This is a genomic window from Paenibacillus sp. FSL k6-2145, assembly GCF_037976585.1.
Lineage (GTDB): Bacteria > Bacillota > Bacilli > Paenibacillales > Paenibacillaceae > Paenibacillus.
In genome coordinates, this window is record NZ_CP150267.1 from 6,346,980 (window position 1) to 6,366,034 (window position 19,055).

Sequence of the window (19,055 nt, forward strand, 5' to 3'; positions counted from 1 at the left end):
CCTCTGTAAAAGTAAATCTCTACTTCTCTAATTATTGCATGACATTCTCCAAATTCAATACCCACGTTGGATTCTAACGTCGAAGACAGAATGAAAAATGAAAAAGCTGCCCAAGGCAGCCTCTTCATTCCATACTGTTCAATCAGGTTCCACAAAAAGTCTGATACGAAGTATTGCACTGTGCTGGCAGTTCGGCATATTCAGCCTGCTCAGGTGAGTGCGCGAACGGGTCTGAAAGAACTGCCAAAAGCTTCTGCATTACGCTAAGATCTCCGTGGTTCTCCGCTTGCTCAAGGGCTTCCTCGACCCGATGATTTCGGGGAATGACGGCTGGATTGCTTGTTCTCATCAACTGCCGAGAGACTTCCTTCTCCTCTTGCTGTCTGTCCAATCTTGCTTGCCACCGCTCATGCCATTCAACAAATTCTGGCGTGCCAAACAAAGCTGTCCCTTCCAACCTATCAAAGGTCAAAGCCAGGAACGTATTGTTGTAATCTGCACTATGCTTCTCCATAAGTTCAAGAAGATCCTTGATCAGCGCTTCATCTTCGGCCTCTTCATCCAACAAGCCCAATTTGGCACGCATTCCCTTGAGCCAATGATGATGGTACAATTCAGAAAATTGTGCGATAGCATCCTGAGCGAGTTGCACTGCCTGTTCTTCATCTTCATGCAACAACGGCAGAAGTGTCTCGGCAAAACGAGCCAAATTCCACCCGGCAATATACGGTTGATTACCATAAGCATAGCGACCTTGCCTGTCAATGGAGCTGAATACGGTTGAAGGATTGTAAGCATCCATAAAGGCGCACGGACCATAATCGATGGTCTCACCACTGATCGCCATGTTATCCGTGTTCATCACGCCATGAATGAAACCAACACGCTGCCACTCGGCAATGAGTGCCGCCTGCCGTTTAATTACTTCCTGAAGGAGCAAAAGATAACGATTTTCGACGTGAGCAACCTCAGGATAATGTCGATTCAATGTGTAATCAGCCAACGCCCGGAGATCTTCAATAGATCCCCACCTTGCTGCGTACTGAAAGGTTGCTACCCGGATGTGACTGGAAGCCACCCGGGTTAATATAGCCCCAGGCCGCTCTGTTTCGCGGATAATGTTTTCTCCTGTTGATACCACCGCCAGACTGCGTGTCGTTGGGATACCCAGTGCATACATCGCTTCACTAATAATATACTCTCGCAACATGGGCCCTACAGCAGCACGTCCATCTCCTCCACGAGAGTACGGTGTTCTTCCTGAACCTTTCAGCTGGATATCCACTCGCTCGCCCTGTGGCGTAATCTGTTCACCCAGCAGCAAAGCACGTCCATCACCAAGCATGTTGAAATTTCCGAATTGATGTCCTGCATAGGCCTGAGCCAGAGGCTCAGCTCCTTCCGGAATCAGGTTACCTGCAAAAATTTGTGCTCCTTCCTCACTGTCAAGAGACTCCACATCCAGTCCCAAGCTGGAAGCAAGCAGTCTATTAAAAATGATTAGCTTTGGTGATTGAACAGGCACTGCGCCCTGACTTGTATAGAAGGGTTGCGGTAACTCCGCATAACTATTCTCCAAGTTCCACCCTTTGTTCAATGTTTCTTGTTGCATGTGATCACAACTCCTTTTCTGCACCAGGGATATCCCTTGGTTATATTGTAGCCTTGTGAACCGATGCTCATTTATGTAGTCGCATGGAAATTCAATTCAAGAGGATGTTGACTTAAACGAACATATTAAATGTTCTTGATGAAACTTTAGCATATTTGCATGCCTTTTGCATTCCTCATGAATCGTAAGCAAAAAAAATCCAAGAGGTTTCTTTGCCAAGTGGAATCATTGTCTTTCATTCCACTTCCCAGAAAACCATCTTGGATCTATTCCACTTACTACCAGATGACACGTCTGTTATTACAAGGATTACGTGTGTGCTTCTTGAGCCGGTATAGGCTGTACTGGCAAGCTCTCTTTTTTCAAAGCGAGGTTAAAGAAGACATTAAGCAGGATCGCTGACAGGCTTCCCGTGATAATACCATCGCTAACAATAATCCGAATACTCTGAGGAAGCTGGGCAAACAGATCGGGTACAGCAGTAACACCGAGCCCAAGCGAAACGGAGCAAGCCACGATTAATAGATTGGATTGTTTTCCAAAATCAACGTTTTGCAGCATTTTGATCCCGGATGAGACGACCATTCCAAACAGGACAACAGTCGCTCCTCCGAGGACAGCACTTGGAATAATGGTTGCAAAAGCAGCTACCTTCGGAATAAGTCCCAGAAAGACCAGAATACCTCCGGCTGCAACAACAACATTGGTCGTTTTCACTTTGGAGAGCTGAACCAAACCAACATTCTGTGCAAATGTATTGTATGGAAAAGCATTAAATATGCCACCCAGGACAAACGCGAGACCTTCTGCGCGATATCCCCGTGCCAGATCTTTTTCGTTGATCGGTTGATCACAGATTTTGCTCAAAGCCATAAATACACCTGTTGATTCGATGATAACGACTGTACCTACAATAATCATTGTAATGATTGGGCCAATTTCGAAGGTAGGCCACCCAAAGTAAAAGGGTTGAGGTAAATGGAACCAAGAGGCTTCCTGTACAGCGGCAAAATTTACTTTTCCCATGAAGGCTGCGATGAGGGTCCCCACGATAATACCAAGGAGAACAGCCAGAGATTTAACAAAACCGCGAGCATATCGATTCAGGATTAGAATGAACAGTAATACACCAAATGAAAGCGCCAAATTGTCCAAACTTCCGAAATTCTCGCTGTTTGCTCCACCAGCCATATTTTTAATACCGGTTGGAATTAACGCAAGACCGATGATCGTTACCACTGTACCAATCACAACTGGCGGAAACAATTTGACGATTTTGCTGAAAAACACAGCAAAGATGACGATAAATAAACCCGCTGCAATGATCGACCCATATATGGCAGGAATTCCGTATTGCGATCCAATCGCTATCATGGGTGTCACCGCTACAAAAGAACTTCCGAGCACCGCTGGCAGACCAATACCCAAGTACTTGCCTTTCCGAGCCTGAAGCCACGTTGCAATCCCACACGTTAACAGGTCAATGGAAACCAGATACGCCAACTGCTCTGCAGTCAGATTTAGTGCTCTGCCCACAAGCAAAGGCACCAGAATTGCTCCCGCATACATCGCTAATACGTGCTGAATCCCGAGTGAAAAAACTCTCATCTTTTTGGTTTCTTTCATCCCACGTTGCCCCCCTGAAATTAGAATCAACTGAACCACTGCAAAATCATGTTATGTTGATTCACATTATATAAACTATTCAGGGAAGTTCCATGATTCATAACATAGAATTGTGATAAGAGATAAAGAGCCCAACTAAAATTGGGCATGTTATACAAAAGGTATTCTCATACCGTTTATGTCGCGTTATATAAGTTGACACATTAATGCATAAGGTCTGAACATCATTTATTTCATATTCTCAGCTTGTCCAGTTGAGAGGATTAATGTTAAAACGTTGCTCGATTACCTCTCCGTTCTGGTGAACCATCTCCGTAAAAAACACTTCTTCTCTGTTCATCAGAACAACGGATGAAGCTCTGGTCCCATAGTCGAATTTCTCACTTCTAACGAAGATGGGTGATAACAAACGTTCCCACTCCAATGGAACGCCTGTATGAGGCAAAAGTTCATCCACTGAAGGATCTGCAATTTGCAGCAAACCTAATATTTGTTCTGTCAGGGTATCTTCGTCTTCCCCTTGGATGATTTTCTCCAGCCCTTCTTTTCCACGTTTCACCTTGGGCCAATCTGTATTAATCAAGTGATTACTAATCCCGTATATTCCCGGTTTCAACTTCATCACAACATTACCCACATTAGAATAATAATAGAGGTCGTCAGGATCACCCACTAACAAATTGTAGCCAGGATAATCATTGCGACTTTGCTCCGCATGTTGTATAAATTGCTCAGGTGTGGACGTTCCTTTTAAAAAGTCAGCAACCAGATCTCCTCTTGAGCCCTTGGCCTGTACCTCTTCATTTGGATCACGATAATTCGTAACAGCAGCCAGACGCCCACCTGTTGTTACGCCCATCCAGGTTCCCATTTTCGACAAATCCCGGCCAGCCAATATATGAGGATAGTCTTCCCAATAGTGTGCTTGAGCCGTAGGTCTGTGATAGAATTCATCCCTATTTGATCCCAGAATAAACGGATACTTTGGATGCATGTTGTAAGCAAATAAAATTAAACACATGGGAATCTTCAACTCCTATATTCGTTAACCCTCTGATAACGTGGCTTTATATCGCATAATCAACTACAATGACATCTTCCACCCAACCATCCAGGGAAGCTACAAATGCCTGATGAGCAGGATGTGGTCCATAAGCGCGCAATGCGTCCTGATCTTCAAACGTCACTCTCAATCCAATCGTATAACCTTGAATACGGTCCGTTTCTTCCGTTGTATTGATTCCTGCGGTCAGCGTGACAATTCCCGGGATTTGTTCCTGTAGTGCGAGCAATTGAGCCACCCATTCCTGTTGTTTGGCTAGCGTGGTTTTATCGTTAAATTTAAAAACAACTAAATGTTCAAACATCTTGTTATTCCTCCTCTGTTAATTCTTTGCTACTCTATTTTCAACATGTTTTCGCAGTTTCTCCAACCAGTTGATATCGCTTTGAATACTCTGATAAGCATGATCTCTCATTAATAACAGAGCATCTTTCAGCTCCCCTTTAGTATCCATCTGTTCTGGGGTATGAAGCTCAATATACTCTATTTTCTTTTTCATCTTTTCGATAATATCCTCAATCAGGTAAGCAATCTTCTGATTGTCCACCTTATCCAGGTTGACCAACGCAGCGTACAGTGACTGCACATTCGTAAACTTCTGGAAGACCTTATATATGCTTTCTTCAAGTGACTGTCGCCCTTTTTCGGTGATTCCATATGTCGTTTTGTCCGGTCGATTTTCAGTCTGTATCGTTTCTACCTTCTCGATCAGGCCCTTCTTCAGCAACACTTCAAAATTATAGTAGATAGTGCCTTCAGTAATTTTGGCGTCGGTTTGATCCAGATGTTTACCAATACGCTTCTTAATATCATAAGGGTAATAATTCCCTTCACTTAGTGCACCGAGTATAAATATTTGAATCGACATTGTGACTGCCCCCATTCTGCTCATCCAAGGGTACAGCTTGGTCCTAATCGCCTACCCTCATAACTTCTATTTTATATCATAACGGGCTGTTGTACAGGCTCCTGTGTTGTATCGATCTGTTTGGCTTTTTTGAAATGATGGATGGCCGTATTGATAATAAAGGCTCCCACACCCACCAGTGCCAGTCCGACCGCATATTCTACTGTTTTCCCTCCGCCGAAGAGAATATTATAATCCAGATGTGTTGAATAGAACATCGGTGTAATCTGACTTACGAATTTGAAATATCCTGGCATCATCTCCGGTGACATGGACGTCCCGTTCGCAATGGATTGGCTGAGTACAAAGATCATATTGATCAGCATTCCACCTTGACCGAGAAGCATGATAAAGATACTTGTGAACTCAATCGACACAAACAGCTGCAAGCTGTGTACCATCCACATTTTCAAAAACACTTCCACCCCATACCCCTGCACCATAAAATAAATGCCGATCCCTACAAGTGGAGCAAGGATGGAAATAAGCAGGTTGGCTCCTCGCATTGCAAAGAATGCTTTGCATCGCATAGATCATAGCCCCGACATACAGCGCCATGGTGATGAACATCGGTGCCATCTGATTCTGCATGCCTGCTGGTTGCGGGTTACTCAGAACGATGTCAGATGACACTTTTCCCATAGTGGATTCCACAATCTGCTTCGATTGCTCCGCTGGAACCTGCATACTGCTCAGCACCCCCTCGAAGCTCTGTGCCTGAATCTGAGTTCCCATCTGCGCAGTAATTTCAGCAGCTACATTTTTCATGGTGCTTGTAATTGTTGTTGGGTTCGATTCATTAATCAGGTACTGGAGCTGCGCTTTCCCGCCCTGTTCAGACAGTTTCTCCGTAAAATCACCCGGTATACGAATGATCATATGAATATCCCGGTCTTCAAGTCCTGTCTTCGCCTGTTGCAACGATTCATCCATTACCACGTTAAACGGCAATTGCTCTTGCAATTTTTGTACAAATTCCGTACCGGATTGCTGGTCTTCGTTGACAATAGCCACGGTAAGATTCGTTACATTTTTCGGGATGGCACTATACCCTGACATAAAAACGATCAACATTACGATCTGATAAAAAACAATCATGAATATGCCTGCTTTGACTCCGCCATGCTTCAGTATGTTCTTCACTGTCTACTCCACCTTGTTTGTTATAATATAAACTACTTGAATTAAAGTACTCTTGTTTGGTATATTTGTCAATGAGACCAACCAAGGAGGCGAAACGAATGAAGAAGAGCGCTATAATTTCTCTATCTGAAATCACGAATTTTCAATCGAAAGAAGAAGAATTCAGTCCCTACCGTTGGTATCGCAGCATGTTGAATCAGGAACCTGTCGTCTACAACGAAGAAACCGATTCCTGGCATGTGTTCAGGTATGATCTTGTCAAAACGGTGCTTAATGATCACGAGCACTTCTCCAGTGTGAGAAAAAGATCGATTGTTAACGTAGGATATTCGAATGAAGAAGAAGGTTCGGGGAACGAGCACCATATGCCGGACAAGCTGGATATTCACAACGTAGATCCCCCGGAACATCGCAAGCGGAGATCCTTACTCGCCAGTGCATTTACACCAAGAAGTCTCAAGCTCTGGGAACCAAGAATTGAGGCCGTGGCCGATGAATTAATCAGCGCATTTGAACATCAACCTGAAGTGGATATTGTTGAAGCATATACGAGTATGTTTCCTGTCATTATCATGTCTGACCTGCTCGGTATTCCTTCCAAAGATCGTAATCTATTCAAGGATTGGGTGGACACCATGTTTATGCCTACTACCGATGCAACCTTTGAACAGATTAACCAATTGAAAAAGATTGCCGGTGAAGAATACTTCAAGTACTTGTATCCCTTCGTTGTGTCCAAACGATCCAATCTGGGAGAAGATATCATATCAGACCTGATTCAGGTTGAGTTGGATGGCGAATTTTTTACAGATGAAGAGATTGTGCGAACCACCATGTTTATTCTGGGAGCTGGCATCGAAACGACCAGTAATCTGCTGGCCAACTCGTTCTACTCCCTTCTATATGACCAACCGGAATTGTATGCCGAACTCAGAGATCACCCTGAACTTGTTCCAGCCGCGGTAGAAGAAATGCTGAGATATCGTTTTCACATCAGTAAAATGGACCGCATGGTCAAAGAGGATAACGATCTTCTTGGGGTTAAGTTAAATAAAGGAGATGCCATCGTGGCGTGGATGAGTGCAGCCAATATGGACAAGAACATGTTCGAAGATCCATTCACACTGAATATTCATCGTTCGAACAATAACAAACAGCTTGCGTTTGGTTTCGGTACTCACTTCTGTCTTGGGGCTCCTCTGGCGCGCCTGGAAGCGAAGATCGTATTAACCGCATTCCTAAAGACATTCACCAAAATTGAACCTGTTCAAGGGTTCATCCTGGAAGAAAACCTGACTCCATCTGCCGCTGGGCAGTCCTTAACAAACCTTCCGATGAAGCTGTATAAGTAAATTCGGTTAGTGCGAATACCAAAAAAGAGCAGATCATCTGCTCTTTTTCTCATGACTTTGATTGATTCACTCATTCAAATCAATTTAATTCAACAATTCCAATCCGCCCATCATATAGGGGACAACTCGTTGAGCTAACTCAGCAGGGGATTCCTGTCTTCCATCCACATTCCATCGATACGTCATTCCATAGATCGACCAGCTTAGCATGGTTGCAGTCATTTTTAGCGTTTTGGGATCTACATCCTTCGCCACTTTGCTCATTAATTCAAGAAGGAATTGTTCCAGTTGAGTCTTGATGTTCTCTTCAATGATTGGTGCAACCGTCTCATATTTCTTGATGCACTCATTACTTGAGACGTGATAATCACATAATGAAAATATAAGCTGCTGTATGGTTTCCGCTGATAACCGTGCATCCGGGTCTACCCTTTTTGTTACATATTCCATAAAAGCATCCGATAACAAGGCTTCAAGCAGTGCATATTTATCCTGAAAATGGGCGTAGAATGTAGCCCTGTTAATTGTGGCTTGTTCCGTAATGTTTTGAATCGTAATGCTGTTGAAATTTTTAAGATTCAATTGGTTTAAAAACGCATCAAGAATTAATTGACGCGTGCGGATTACACGCGGATCATTCGAGTTTGGAGACAATACACCAGACATGCCCCAATCCTCCTTTGTACACAAAATATTTGGTTAGACTCCTTCATTATAGATAAGTGTTATTTGTTCAACAAGTGAAAGTAAGTGCAAAGACACCATACAATAATCCGTGTCTTTCGCTTAAGCAACAAAATGCTCCGATTGTTGGTTGAGCATGCCTATAGACCTTGTTAACATTGCACTCGTACCCACTGAGAGGTACAACATAATGGAGGTGTATATTTTGAGTAATCCACAATATAACATTATTTCTACAGCGCGTTTGTTTCAACCATACACTGTTTCAAAGCTAACCCTGTCCTCACGCATCGTCATGTCCCCCATGGCTCGTGCTTTTTCCCCGGGCGGTGTCCCTGGCTCAGACGTAGCCGCATATTATCGTCGACGTGCCGAGCATGGTGTTGGACTTATTATTACCGAAGGTGCAACCATTGAGCATCCCTCTGCATCAAGTGAACCTAGAATCCCTCATATGTATGGAGAAGCAGCTCTTCAAGGCTGGGCTGAAGTGGTCGAACAAGTCCATGAAGCCGGCGGCAAGATTTTTCCGCAGATTTTACACATGGGAATCGTTCGTCCTTCAGGATCTGACCCACACCCGGAAGCTGCATCACTGAGTCCATCGGGAGTTGATATGGAAGGTACTCAAGTAGGTGCGCCCATGACGGAGGCAGAGATCGCAACTGTGATTCAAGCCTATGCAGATGCAGCAGCCAATGCGCAAAGTATTGGTTTTGACGGAATTGAACTTCACGGTGCACACGGTTTTCTAATCGATCAGTTTTTCTGGAAAACAACGAATAGGAGAACGGACCGCTATGGTGGTGACCTACAGAAACGAACTCAATTCGCGGTTGAACTTGTCATGGCAGTTCGTGCTGCGGTAGGTCCTGATTTCCCTATTGCAATGCGGATTTCTCAATGGAAGATGAATGATTATCAAGCCAGACTGTTCGACACACCGGAAGAACTGGAACAATTCCTTCGTTTGCTGGTTGATGCAGGTGTAGATATCTTCCACTGCTCGACACGACGCTTCTGGGAGCCCGAGTTTGAAGGATCTGATCTTGGATTTGCAGGGTGGGTGCGGAAGCTAAGTGGTCAAACCACGATAACGGTCGGTTCTGTAGGTATGGCAGATGAGCCTGAAGAAGAAGGAAATGAAGTAAAACATCCAGGTATGGGCGAACTCATGAAGCGATATGAGCAGCAGGAATTTGATCTGGTAGCTGTTGGACGTGCACTCCTTGGTGATCCGGCATGGGCTGCCAAAATACGCGAAGGCCGCGTATCTGAGATTCAGGCTTTTACACCTGAAGCACTGGCTACGTTACACTAAGAACAATTACTAATTGTTCCAGACATTTTTTCTCCCCTATATATAGGTTCGAACTCATGAATCAACTATACTATGCAAAGGGCTCGCTTTCCCTCCGGGATTGCGGGTATTTTGTTTTTGGAGCTATCTGTGCGATCAAACACTTCGAGCAATAGCAATATCGTTCAAGAAAATTCCTTCTTTGCAACCTATAATGACCTTAACATACCAGAAAGAAGGTGCATCATGACTCGGGAAGTCCGGACTGTGGTATTTGATACCGATCTACAGCTAGAAGCTTATCAATTTGAAGGCATTATGCAGAAATTTCCCAATCATTTTCATGACTATTACGTCATTGGATTTATTGAGCAAGGCAAGCGTCACCTCGTCTGCAACAACGAAGAATACATTCTGAATAGTGGCGACATGATTGTCTTTAATCCACATGATCCTCATGCCTGCGAACAGGTCGATGGCAGAACCCTCGATTATCGCTGTATCAACGTCCAGCCTGAGGTTATGCGAGAGTATGCAAAAGAGATTACTGGACAAGCATACTTGCCACGGTTCACATCCCCCGTTCTCTATCAGAGTGAACTTGTGGGTTCCCTGCACGAGCTTCATCAGATGATTCTGGAGGAGCAATCGGATTTCTGCAAAGAAGAATTGTTACTCTTTCTGCTGGATCAATTAATGCGAGATTATGCGGATGCTGAACCGCCTGTATCCACGCAGGATGTTACCGCAGAGATCAGACGCATATGTGATTACATAGAAGCTCATTACATGGAGAGCATCTCGCTGAACGAGTTAGCCGATCTGACGGAGATGAGTAAGTATCACCTGCTGCGTTTATTCACTCGCCAGAAAGGCATATCACCTTACCGCTATCTGGAAACGATTCGCATTAATCAAGCCAAACGTCTGCTGGAACAAGGCCTGCTTCCCATTGAAGTAGCCGCACAGACAGGATTCAGTGACCAGAGCCATTTCACGAATTTTTTCAAAAAACTGATCGGGCTGACGCCGAAGCAATACAAACGTATCTTCAACCATGATACGGAGTTGAAACGAACCATCGATAACCTCGTATGACGAGTCATCATGACACTAATGCTGCTACCGGACATTTGCTCGCCTTATTTACCATATTGATCTGGGGAACTACGTTTGTCTCAACAAAGGTCTTGTTGATTGATTTCACTCCAGTGGAGATTCTATTTTTCCGTTTCCTGATCGGGTATTTGGTACTGTTGCTAATCTATCCGGGTTCACTGCGGATCGCCTCATTCAGAGAAGAATGGTTATTTATCGGAGCAGGAATATGTGGAGTGACTCTATATTTTCTCATTGAAAATATTGCCCTGCTGTACACAACCGCTTCCAACGTGGGTGTTATTGTCTCCATTGCCCCGTTCTTCACTGCCGTGCTCGCCAATTTCTTCCTGGATGGTGAGAAGTTAACGCGCCGCTTTCTTATCGGATTTGGGATTGCCTTGAGCGGCATCCTACTCATCGCACTGAACGGCAGTTTCGTTCTGCAATTGAATCCGGTAGGTGATCTGCTTGCTTTTATAGCACCTGCGGTATGGGCGATCTACTCTGTGTTAATGCGGAAAATTGGCCAGCTTCGTTATCACACCATTGGTGCGACTCGCAAAGTGTTCTTCTATGGCCTGATCTTCATGCTGCCAGCTCTGTTCCTGTTTGAATTCCATTGGGAACTCGGACGCTTCACAAGTATGACCAACCTTTCTAATGTTCTCTACCTCGGTCTGGGTGCCTCCGCATTGTGTTTCGTGACCTGGAACCGGGCCGTGAATCTTCTCGGAGCTATCCAAACGAGTGTATATATCTATCTGGTGCCTGTCATTACAGTTGTGTCATCTGCACTGATTCTTCAAGAGCAGATAACCTGGGTGATTGTTCTCGGTGCGTTCTTAACCCTATTTGGCTCTTACATTTCAGAACGAAAAGGACACAAGCTTAACAACAAAAACACTAATCCGCATAGGGGTTAGTGTTTGCTTCATTTTTTACTGATAAAACTGGACATCGTGGTTGACCACCGTTGACATGCGCAGAAGTCATTCATTTTATCTCATTTAATTGAGACAGCAGAATCTCCAGTTCCTCTTGCTCCAGATGACGCCATTGCCCCCGCTCCAGTTGATCCAGCCTAATATTCATAATTCGGATGCGTTCCAGCTTCAACACTCGGTACCCCAAGGCTTTGCACATTCTACGGATCTGCAGGTTGAGACCCTGTGTCAGAATAATACGAAATACATCTTCACTTTGCCTATACACTTCGCAGGGCTTGGTCACCACGTCCAGAATTTCAACGCCTTCAGACATGGACTTTACAAATTGATCTGTTATGGGTTTGTCTACAGTCACTACATATTCTTTATCATGGTTATGCTCCGAACGCATCATCTTGTTCACAATGCCTCCATCATTCGTAAGCAAAATCAACCCCTCAGATGCCTTATCCAGCCTGCCTATCGCAAATATGCGAGAAGGATAATTCATATATTGAATGATATTCCCTTCCACATGTGCTGCTGCTGTGCAGACAATACCGATGGGTTTGTTCAGAGCAATGTAGACAGGTTCACTGTCATTACGAGGAATCTCCTTGCCATCAATGAGTACCACATCATGAGGTTCAACTTCCGCCCCTTTTTCACATACCCTGCCATTGATCGTTATGCGTCCAGCTGCAATTAAACGGTTCGTTTCCCTGCGGGAGCAGAATCCCGTTTCACTTATGTATTTGTTAATTAACATGTGTCACCACTTCTCATCTATAGTATTGCCACTGGTTCTTAGAGTGCTGGTACGTTCATTCGCTTCGTGCAATGAGTTAGTACCTTGTACTGATTTTCATTCCACATCATCTCATTTATACTGAAACGAAGCAATGAATGGTTATATAAAAACACATACAACGTTACATAGGAATGCCAAAATACACGCTGGAAGGAGTTTCTCATGTACAAAGTTACTCGATTTACAGTTGACCCCGATGATCCAAACCAAGACTCTGGCATGTGGATTGGTGGAGAAACTGCATACGTTTCCGACTGGCCTCTCAACCCCGAGGGGCAGCCTTTATTGCATCTGTTCTCCATTAATTGTAATACACTTTCACAGCAGGTCCATATCCCTTCTTTACCACAAGATAAATATATCTCGGTCTTCTCGACCTACTCCGCCTCCGAATATTTTCTGGATCAGGTAACCTATACGGGAGATGAGCTGGAATGGAACGAGAATATTCTCGCCGGGTGCACTTATGTCTCGGTATCTTCGCATCCACTCACTTCCGTATGTCCCGTTCCACCCATTCCGTTAAGCGGCGTACGTTTGATTGAAATGGAGTTAGACGATCAGGCATTCCCTGCATTCTCATTTTTCTCTCCCACGTTACCAAATGGTGTGAAAGGAATTGACCATTTGGTAGAGGAACATCAACTGGTGTGTCAAATATATTCCGGAGATTTTCCTGAGCCTTATCGGGATATATTGGGTCTTCCCGATGCAAACGGTTATTTATTTTTGCGAAGGGGTCCCGCGTCTGCTCACGCGCCATTCGATGGAATATTCTTTGTACAGACTGCTTAATGGCGATACGTTGAGGTCAGGTAACATCATATAAAAGGGCTAATCAGAACGTTTCCCGTCTACTCAGACAGGGAACGTTTTTTATATATGCACGTGTTACTATCCTCGATCAATACAAATGCCAAACCCTGTTAAAAGGTCATATGGATTGGATCATATTTATCCTTTCGACACGAAATCGTTTTAGATGAAACTTAGCACGAGAAATATTTCTCCTCATCAAAATTTAACATTATTTTACAACAAAAAGCATGTACATTTGTGCATTTATGGTATAAGTTATACATGAAATAAACATTAATTACATAATATAAAATTTTTATCCAACTAGGAGGCAGACTTATGAAAAGAATATTCGCTCTAAGCTGCGGTTTTTATCTGTTAATCGGCATAACCAGCGTTGTGCTCGGCGCCCTTCTCCCTGTTTTATTGACATATTATGAGCGCGGTTATAGTGATGGCGGATTTTTGTTATTTCTGCAGTTCCTTGGATTTCTTGTCGGGGTTCTTGTCGCTCCTTCAATGACTGCCCGGATCGGAAGAAAAGTTATGCTACTGATTGCACTGGTCTGTATTGTAGCGGCTTATGCTGTTCTCGGATTTTTGCCATCTTGGACTAGTGTTCTTCTACTTACTATTCTCATCGGCTTTGGCTCAGGCATTATTGAGCCTTCCGTTGGAGCATTCACGATCGAATTCACTGAGAATCAGAAAGCCGTAGCGATGTCTAAGCTTGATGTGTTCTTTGCTCTTGGAGCACTTCTCATCCCCGCTGTCGCTGCTTTATTTATCTGGATGGATCTGTGGCATCTTACTTTTTATACAGTGGCCGTGTTGTCACTCGTTCTCATGCTACTGTGGATCACCATGCCCCGTTCAGCCGCACTGTATCTGGAACAGGCTGGCGAGAATACAGTGGCACACTCAGCAGGTAAAGCCCGATATTCTAGAAAACAGCTGGGTCTGCTGACGATCTTTGTCATCTTCTTTTTCATCTACATGGGACTGGAACTGGGATTAATGAACTTCCTGCCCTCCATTCTCGTAGAACGATTGCAGCTTCAGGAATCTGTCGCATCGCTAAGTGTCTCCATCCTGTGGATTGCGATGATCATCGGCCGTCTTTTCTCGGGGAAAATAGCGGAAGCCGTCAACTATATGCCTTTCCTGATCTGGAGTACGGTTGGCACGCTTTTGTTTACGGTCGCTATGGTATTTGTAACTGGACAGTGGGCAACGTATGTGCTCATCTTCGGAACCGGTCTGTTCATGTCTGGGCTGTTCTGTATCGCACTGGTCTACGCAAATGTTCTGATTCCCGGTATGACCGAGCGGACAACCAGTATCCTGATCGCATCGGGTGGTATTGGAGGAGCCATCTTGCAGTATGTGACTGGATGGAGTATGAGTACCTGGCCTGTTGTGAATACGATCTGGATTTTGGCCGGATTCTGTCTGATCCTGCTGCTCACATTGATGGTCTCTCATCTATGGACTGTAAAAAATAATGCAGTACGTGCTGCTCTCGCACAACATAGCAAGGAAATGTAAACATCGTTTCTTAAGGGAGGTGATGCCCGCATCATCCGGGATTGTTGAGCTTTGTTCGAGCTAGTACACCATTATATTGGAGGAAATCGTATGCAAACTTTAACCAACAACCGCTTCATAGCCGGAAAAGGGATTAAGTTGATTGACGATTCAGGTGTTGAATACCTCGATGGCGTGTCAGGCACGTTTAATCTGTCACTGGGCTATAATCACCCACATGTAGTCAGCAAAATTCAGGAACAAGTCGGCAATCTGACGCATATGTCTTCCTCCTTCACTGAACCATACGTAAATGAAGTACTTGATCACTTAATCGAATATGCTCCAAACGACATTAATGCCGGATGGATGCGGGATATTACTGGTTCAACTGCCAACGAATGTGCGACCAAAATCGCACAGAAGTATACCGAATCGACAGACATCATCAGCCTGTATCTGTCCCATCATGGGCAGACCCAATTTGCCACCGGGATTTCGGGGAATGCCTTCAGGCGGAAACGCTTCCCCAATTCGGCTGTGGCTAACGCTGTCCATGTACCTGCCCCATACTGTTATCGCTGCCCATTCAAATCCTCAAATGGAGACTGCGGCTATCAATGTGTTGAAGCTATATCTGATGCAATAGAATATGCAAGTTCCGGCTCAGTCGCCTGCATGATTATCGAACCCATTCTCGGAAATGGTGGCAATATCATTCCTCCACCCGGATATTTCAAACGTCTGCGTAAACTGTGTGACGAGTACAATATTATTCTTATTGCCGACGAAGTGCAGACAGGAATCGGTCGTACGGGAACCATGTTTGCCAGCGAACTGTTTGATATCCAGCCTGACATGATTACCCTTGCAAAAGGTCTTGGCGGAATCGGCGTACCTGTTGCTGCTGTATTAATGCAATCCCGGCTGAATGTGCTCGAAAAGCACGAACACTCCTTCACCTCAGGAAGTAATCTGATCTCCGTAACCGCTGCCAAATCCACCTTGGAAGTGGTATCCGAACCCGGATTTCTGGATGCGGTAAAACGCAAAGGTGAAATTCTGGGTGAATTGCTGCATGAATTGGCTATGAAATACCCAAGTATCGGGGAAGCTCGTGGCGTCGGGTTAATGTGGGGGTTGGAGATCGTAGGTGACGGTAATGAACCGGATACACTAAAAACCAATGCCATTGTTGACCGTGCTTTTACAGATGAGCATCTGATCTTGAGAAGTTCAAGATATGGCTTCGGCAACGTTGTTAAGGTCCGGCCTTCCCTTACCACAACCGAAGACGAACTGGTTGAGATTGTGGAGCGGCTGGATTCAGTGCTTGCCAGCGTTCATTAAAACATTTCAATGCAACTGTTCGAAGTGGTCGTTTCGGTTACGAATCGTTCTTATGATCGCTGTTATCCACGGATTTTCTTGATTTCCCTTTCACGAGGGAAAAATCCGTGGATAAAGGCGAACGCTTCGCTTCTCCAGAATCGATTTCGTCCCCTTCACTACTTTCGTATCTTGTCCGAAACTGTTTTAAGATGAATCGCTATATTTATATTTTATATAATTACAAGGAGGTTATATCATGCTTGCATTGGTATACAAATCGGCTTGGGATGTGGCGCTTGAGGAACGGCCTGTCCCGGAAATTACAAGAGATAATCAGGTGTTGGTTCGTATTCGAGCAACCGGAGTATGTGGTACCGACTTAGGCATCGTCAGCGGTAAATATCATGCGGTTCCTTCTGTCATTCTCGGTCATGAGTCTGCCGGGGAAGTCATTGCTGTTGGCTCTGCGGTAACGACATTACAACCGGGCGACCGTGTTGTGATCGACCCCACCTACTATTGCGGACAATGTGACATGTGCAGAACAGGCAGACAAAATCATTGCACACACAAGTCTGTTACCGAGACAGGTGTGAGCGCTGACGGAACATTTACAGATTATTATGTGACCGAGGATCGTTTTTTGTACAAATTGAAGGACCATGTGAGCTATGAAGAAGCAACTTTGACGGAACCGCTCAGCTGTATGCTGACGGGGATTAATCAGATTCATTTATTGCCGAATTTCAGAACGATCATCCTCGGCGCAGGCCCGATTGGCATTCTGTACAGCTACGCGCTCGCTTCTAAAGGGGTCACCGGCTGTCTGGTCGACATCTCCGAAGAACGCTTAGCCATTGCCGGTTCCATTGCACCCGATCGTTGGGAAGTTCATTCATCCTTCGAAAGTGCAATAGAATCGCTGTCACCCGCGACCCATCAGGTCGATATGATTGTGGATACAACAGGTGTCGTAGGTACACAAGTGCTCTCCCAGCTCGCCAGTGGCGGTTATCTGATGCTGGTTGGTCTGAGAGATGGAAACACATCCTTCAATCCCAAGGAAGTTGTGGACCGCAGTCTGAAAATTATTGGTTCCATCGATTCTCTGGGGACATTTGCTACCGCACATTATATGATTGAACAAGGGATTATTCCGGCAAAAAAAATCATCACCCACTCCTTCCCGTTGGAGGATTACGAAGAGGCATTCCGTACACTTGGCTGCGATATTCAGGGACGCACACTTCAAGCCTCTTCACATGCCATTAAAGTTGTGCTGCAATCCAGCGGTTCCAGTTTCTAAAGTGGAAGGTTAACCATGAATGGATTACATTAGAGATATATGTACACACAATCCTGGAGGAGGAATACAACATGGCAGCAAACAAAGAATCTAACGGACTAGGAGCCCCCAATGATGACATCATTCAAGCAGTCATTTTTGACATGGATGGTGTACTGATTGACAGCGAACCGATTTATTTCGAGATTGAGCGCAGCTCTTTTACCCATTTTGGAGCAAGGGTGACTGATGAAGAACATCATACCTATGTTGGAGTTACGCTGGAATCCATGTGGCAGCAAGTATTGGACAAACATCAACTGACAGCTACGCTGGAAGAAATATTTGCTTATCATCAGCATAATGTGATGCAAACGATGCTTGCCCATCCGAATCTCACAGCAATGCCTTCCGTGGAACGCTGGTTAAGCTGGCTGCATGAGCAACACGTACCCATAGCCGTTGCTTCTTCCTCTCCACGTGCACTGATTGATCTGATCATGGACAAAACCGGACTTGGACAATACTTTGAGGTGCGAATGACAGGTGAGGAAGTTACAAACGGCAAGCCAGCACCAGATATTTTCCTGACCACCGCTGAGATGATTGGTGCATCCCCTTCGAATTGTCTGGTGATCGAGGACTCGCGCAATGGTGTTCAGGCCGCCAAAAGTGCAGGCATGCGCTGCATCGGATATCGTAATCCGGGATCAGGCAATCAGGACTTGTCCAAAGCCGATCTTCAGATTTCCAGTTACGATGAGTTATGGACATTGAAGGACACACTGCCCTTTGAAGGCAGATTGCCAAGTTTGTCAAAGTTTCGCTGAGAAGATCGGAATTTCGGAATGTATTTAAAAAAAACACCCAAACGGCTTCAATTCATTTGAATTGGAGCTGTTTGGGTTTGCTTGCTGCAATGGGTGTTACATAAGAACACATGCTGTAATTTCAACTAAACCGAAAGATCGAGACTTCCACCCAGATTGGGATGAGGAGCAGGCACTGACTTCAACATTTCCGCCATCTGCTGGCCTTGCTGCTGTGCCATGTCTTTCGTAATCGACATCACTTGCAAGCTTGCCGACTGCACTACTGAAGCTTGGCTCATCGCCATTGATAATGCTGCAATATCCATGTTCTGCACTCCTTTCACTTTCTGATTACATAGATGTACTTATTATATATCGGTCACAAGGGAGGATTTGTTAAAAGGTCGATCAAAATGTATACGAAAATCCATTCCAATCAATCATAACCACCCTCAGCTTCAGGCAGTTCCTTGCATCATTAACGGAGCATAAAAAGGGGATGCCATAAGTCATGAGCATGACTGAGGACATCCCTTATAAAAGTTATTTTATTCTAATGAACCTGGCACACGCTATTCGCTCTGATTTGCACAAGTCTATGGTGTAACGAATCACAGAGACGTTATTTCGTCGATTGGGTCGTTTTTTAGGTTATGACACCCTGATATGATGAAATAACGTTACTGAGGTTCGTTTAAGTTTGCCGTTCACATCGAATCTACCTCTTAAGACGCGTCAGATTCGTTAGCGCTTTGAGTGAGGAGGAAACTCACTTT

General features: G+C 44.7%; 19 protein-coding genes. 9 read left to right on the forward strand and 10 right to left on the reverse strand.

Annotated features, from left to right (window positions below; translation table 11 throughout):
• Window positions 1-142 precede the first annotated feature (142 nt).
• The 7 genes from NZ043_RS28090 to NZ043_RS28120 all read right to left on the reverse strand — a co-directional run bounded on the left by NZ043_RS28090 (window position 143) and on the right by NZ043_RS28120 (window position 6,351).
• On the reverse strand, window positions 143-1,612 hold the full coding sequence (locus tag NZ043_RS28090) for a YdiU family protein (RefSeq protein ID WP_339309840.1): 1,470 nt from the start codon (window positions 1,610-1,612) through the stop codon (window positions 143-145).
• A gap of 309 nt (window positions 1,613-1,921) precedes the next feature.
• Window positions 1,922-3,238, reverse strand: coding sequence for a nucleobase:cation symporter-2 family protein (locus tag NZ043_RS28095; protein WP_339309841.1), 1,317 nt, complete (start codon window positions 3,236-3,238; stop codon window positions 1,922-1,924).
• Window positions 3,239-3,479: 241 nt separating this feature from the next.
• Entirely contained in the window at window positions 3,480-4,259 is a 780-nt protein-coding gene (locus tag NZ043_RS28100) for an NRDE family protein (protein ID WP_133385214.1), read from the reverse strand.
• Between the two features lie 46 nt (window positions 4,260-4,305).
• A complete protein-coding gene (locus NZ043_RS28105) occupies window positions 4,306-4,605 on the reverse strand; it encodes a Dabb family protein (RefSeq protein ID WP_133385215.1) in 300 nt (99 codons plus the stop codon).
• Between the two features lie 18 nt (window positions 4,606-4,623).
• A complete protein-coding gene (locus tag NZ043_RS28110; protein WP_165980206.1) occupies window positions 4,624-5,169 on the reverse strand; it encodes a PadR family transcriptional regulator in 546 nt (181 codons plus the stop codon).
• 71 nt (window positions 5,170-5,240) lie between these two features.
• Window positions 5,241-5,621, reverse strand: a complete 381-nt coding sequence (locus NZ043_RS28115; protein ID WP_339309842.1) for a hypothetical protein — start codon at window positions 5,619-5,621, stop codon at window positions 5,241-5,243.
• Window positions 5,575-6,351: an ABC transporter permease gene (locus NZ043_RS28120; RefSeq protein WP_339309843.1), complete on the reverse strand. Its 777-nt coding sequence runs from the start codon at window positions 6,349-6,351 to the stop codon at window positions 5,575-5,577. The genes NZ043_RS28115 and NZ043_RS28120 overlap by 47 nt, the downstream gene beginning before the upstream one ends.
• A gap of 98 nt (window positions 6,352-6,449) precedes the next feature.
• Here NZ043_RS28120 and NZ043_RS28125 point away from each other — a divergent pair, with 98 nt between their 5' ends.
• A complete protein-coding gene (locus tag NZ043_RS28125; RefSeq protein WP_133385218.1) occupies window positions 6,450-7,703 on the forward strand; it encodes a cytochrome P450 in 1,254 nt (417 codons plus the stop codon).
• Window positions 7,704-7,787: 84 nt separating this feature from the next.
• On the opposite strand, the gene NZ043_RS28130 is transcribed toward NZ043_RS28125, so the two are convergent.
• A complete protein-coding gene (locus tag NZ043_RS28130; protein ID WP_133385219.1) occupies window positions 7,788-8,369 on the reverse strand; it encodes a TetR/AcrR family transcriptional regulator in 582 nt (193 codons plus the stop codon).
• Between the two features lie 223 nt (window positions 8,370-8,592).
• On the opposite strand from NZ043_RS28130, the gene NZ043_RS28135 reads away from it, so the two are divergent.
• The 3 genes from NZ043_RS28135 (at window position 8,593) to NZ043_RS28145 (ending at window position 11,711) form a co-directional block, all read left to right on the forward strand.
• Window positions 8,593-9,708 carry an NADH:flavin oxidoreductase gene (locus NZ043_RS28135; protein ID WP_133385220.1) on the forward strand — a complete coding sequence of 372 codons (1,116 nt, stop codon included), beginning with the start codon at window positions 8,593-8,595 and terminating at the stop codon, window positions 9,706-9,708.
• A 225-nt stretch (window positions 9,709-9,933) separates the two neighbouring features.
• Entirely contained in the window at window positions 9,934-10,785 is an 852-nt protein-coding gene (locus tag NZ043_RS28140) for an AraC family transcriptional regulator (RefSeq protein WP_133385221.1), read from the forward strand.
• Complete coding sequence (locus NZ043_RS28145) at window positions 10,782-11,711, forward strand: DMT family transporter (protein ID WP_339309844.1); 930 nt, start codon at window positions 10,782-10,784, stop codon at window positions 11,709-11,711. The genes NZ043_RS28140 and NZ043_RS28145 overlap by 4 nt, the downstream gene beginning before the upstream one ends.
• Window positions 11,712-11,781: 70 nt before the next feature.
• Here NZ043_RS28145 and NZ043_RS28150 read toward each other — a convergent pair whose 3' ends face one another.
• Entirely contained in the window at window positions 11,782-12,483 is a 702-nt protein-coding gene (locus tag NZ043_RS28150; protein ID WP_133385223.1) for a pseudouridine synthase, read from the reverse strand.
• Window positions 12,484-12,687: 204 nt separating this feature from the next.
• Between NZ043_RS28150 and NZ043_RS28155 the strand changes: the two genes are divergently transcribed.
• From NZ043_RS28155 to NZ043_RS28175, 5 genes are all read left to right on the forward strand, one after another.
• Entirely contained in the window at window positions 12,688-13,320 is a 633-nt protein-coding gene (locus NZ043_RS28155; protein WP_133385224.1) for a DUF1963 domain-containing protein, read from the forward strand.
• Window positions 13,321-13,662: 342 nt separating this feature from the next.
• Window positions 13,663-14,871, forward strand: coding sequence for an MFS transporter (locus NZ043_RS28160; RefSeq protein WP_339309845.1), 1,209 nt, complete (start codon window positions 13,663-13,665; stop codon window positions 14,869-14,871).
• Between the two features lie 90 nt (window positions 14,872-14,961).
• Window positions 14,962-16,200, forward strand: coding sequence for an aspartate aminotransferase family protein (locus NZ043_RS28165; protein ID WP_339309846.1), 1,239 nt, complete (start codon window positions 14,962-14,964; stop codon window positions 16,198-16,200).
• A gap of 238 nt (window positions 16,201-16,438) precedes the next feature.
• Window positions 16,439-17,488, forward strand: a complete 1,050-nt coding sequence (locus NZ043_RS28170) for an alcohol dehydrogenase catalytic domain-containing protein (protein WP_249912371.1) — start codon at window positions 16,439-16,441, stop codon at window positions 17,486-17,488.
• Between the two features lie 71 nt (window positions 17,489-17,559).
• Window positions 17,560-18,297 carry an HAD family hydrolase gene (locus NZ043_RS28175; RefSeq protein WP_091029220.1) on the forward strand — a complete coding sequence of 246 codons (738 nt, stop codon included), beginning with the start codon at window positions 17,560-17,562 and terminating at the stop codon, window positions 18,295-18,297.
• 125 nt (window positions 18,298-18,422) lie between these two features.
• On the opposite strand, the gene NZ043_RS28180 is transcribed toward NZ043_RS28175, so the two are convergent.
• Window positions 18,423-18,605, reverse strand: coding sequence for a YjfB family protein (locus NZ043_RS28180; protein WP_017687882.1), 183 nt, complete (start codon window positions 18,603-18,605; stop codon window positions 18,423-18,425).
• Window positions 18,606-19,055 lie beyond the last annotated feature (450 nt).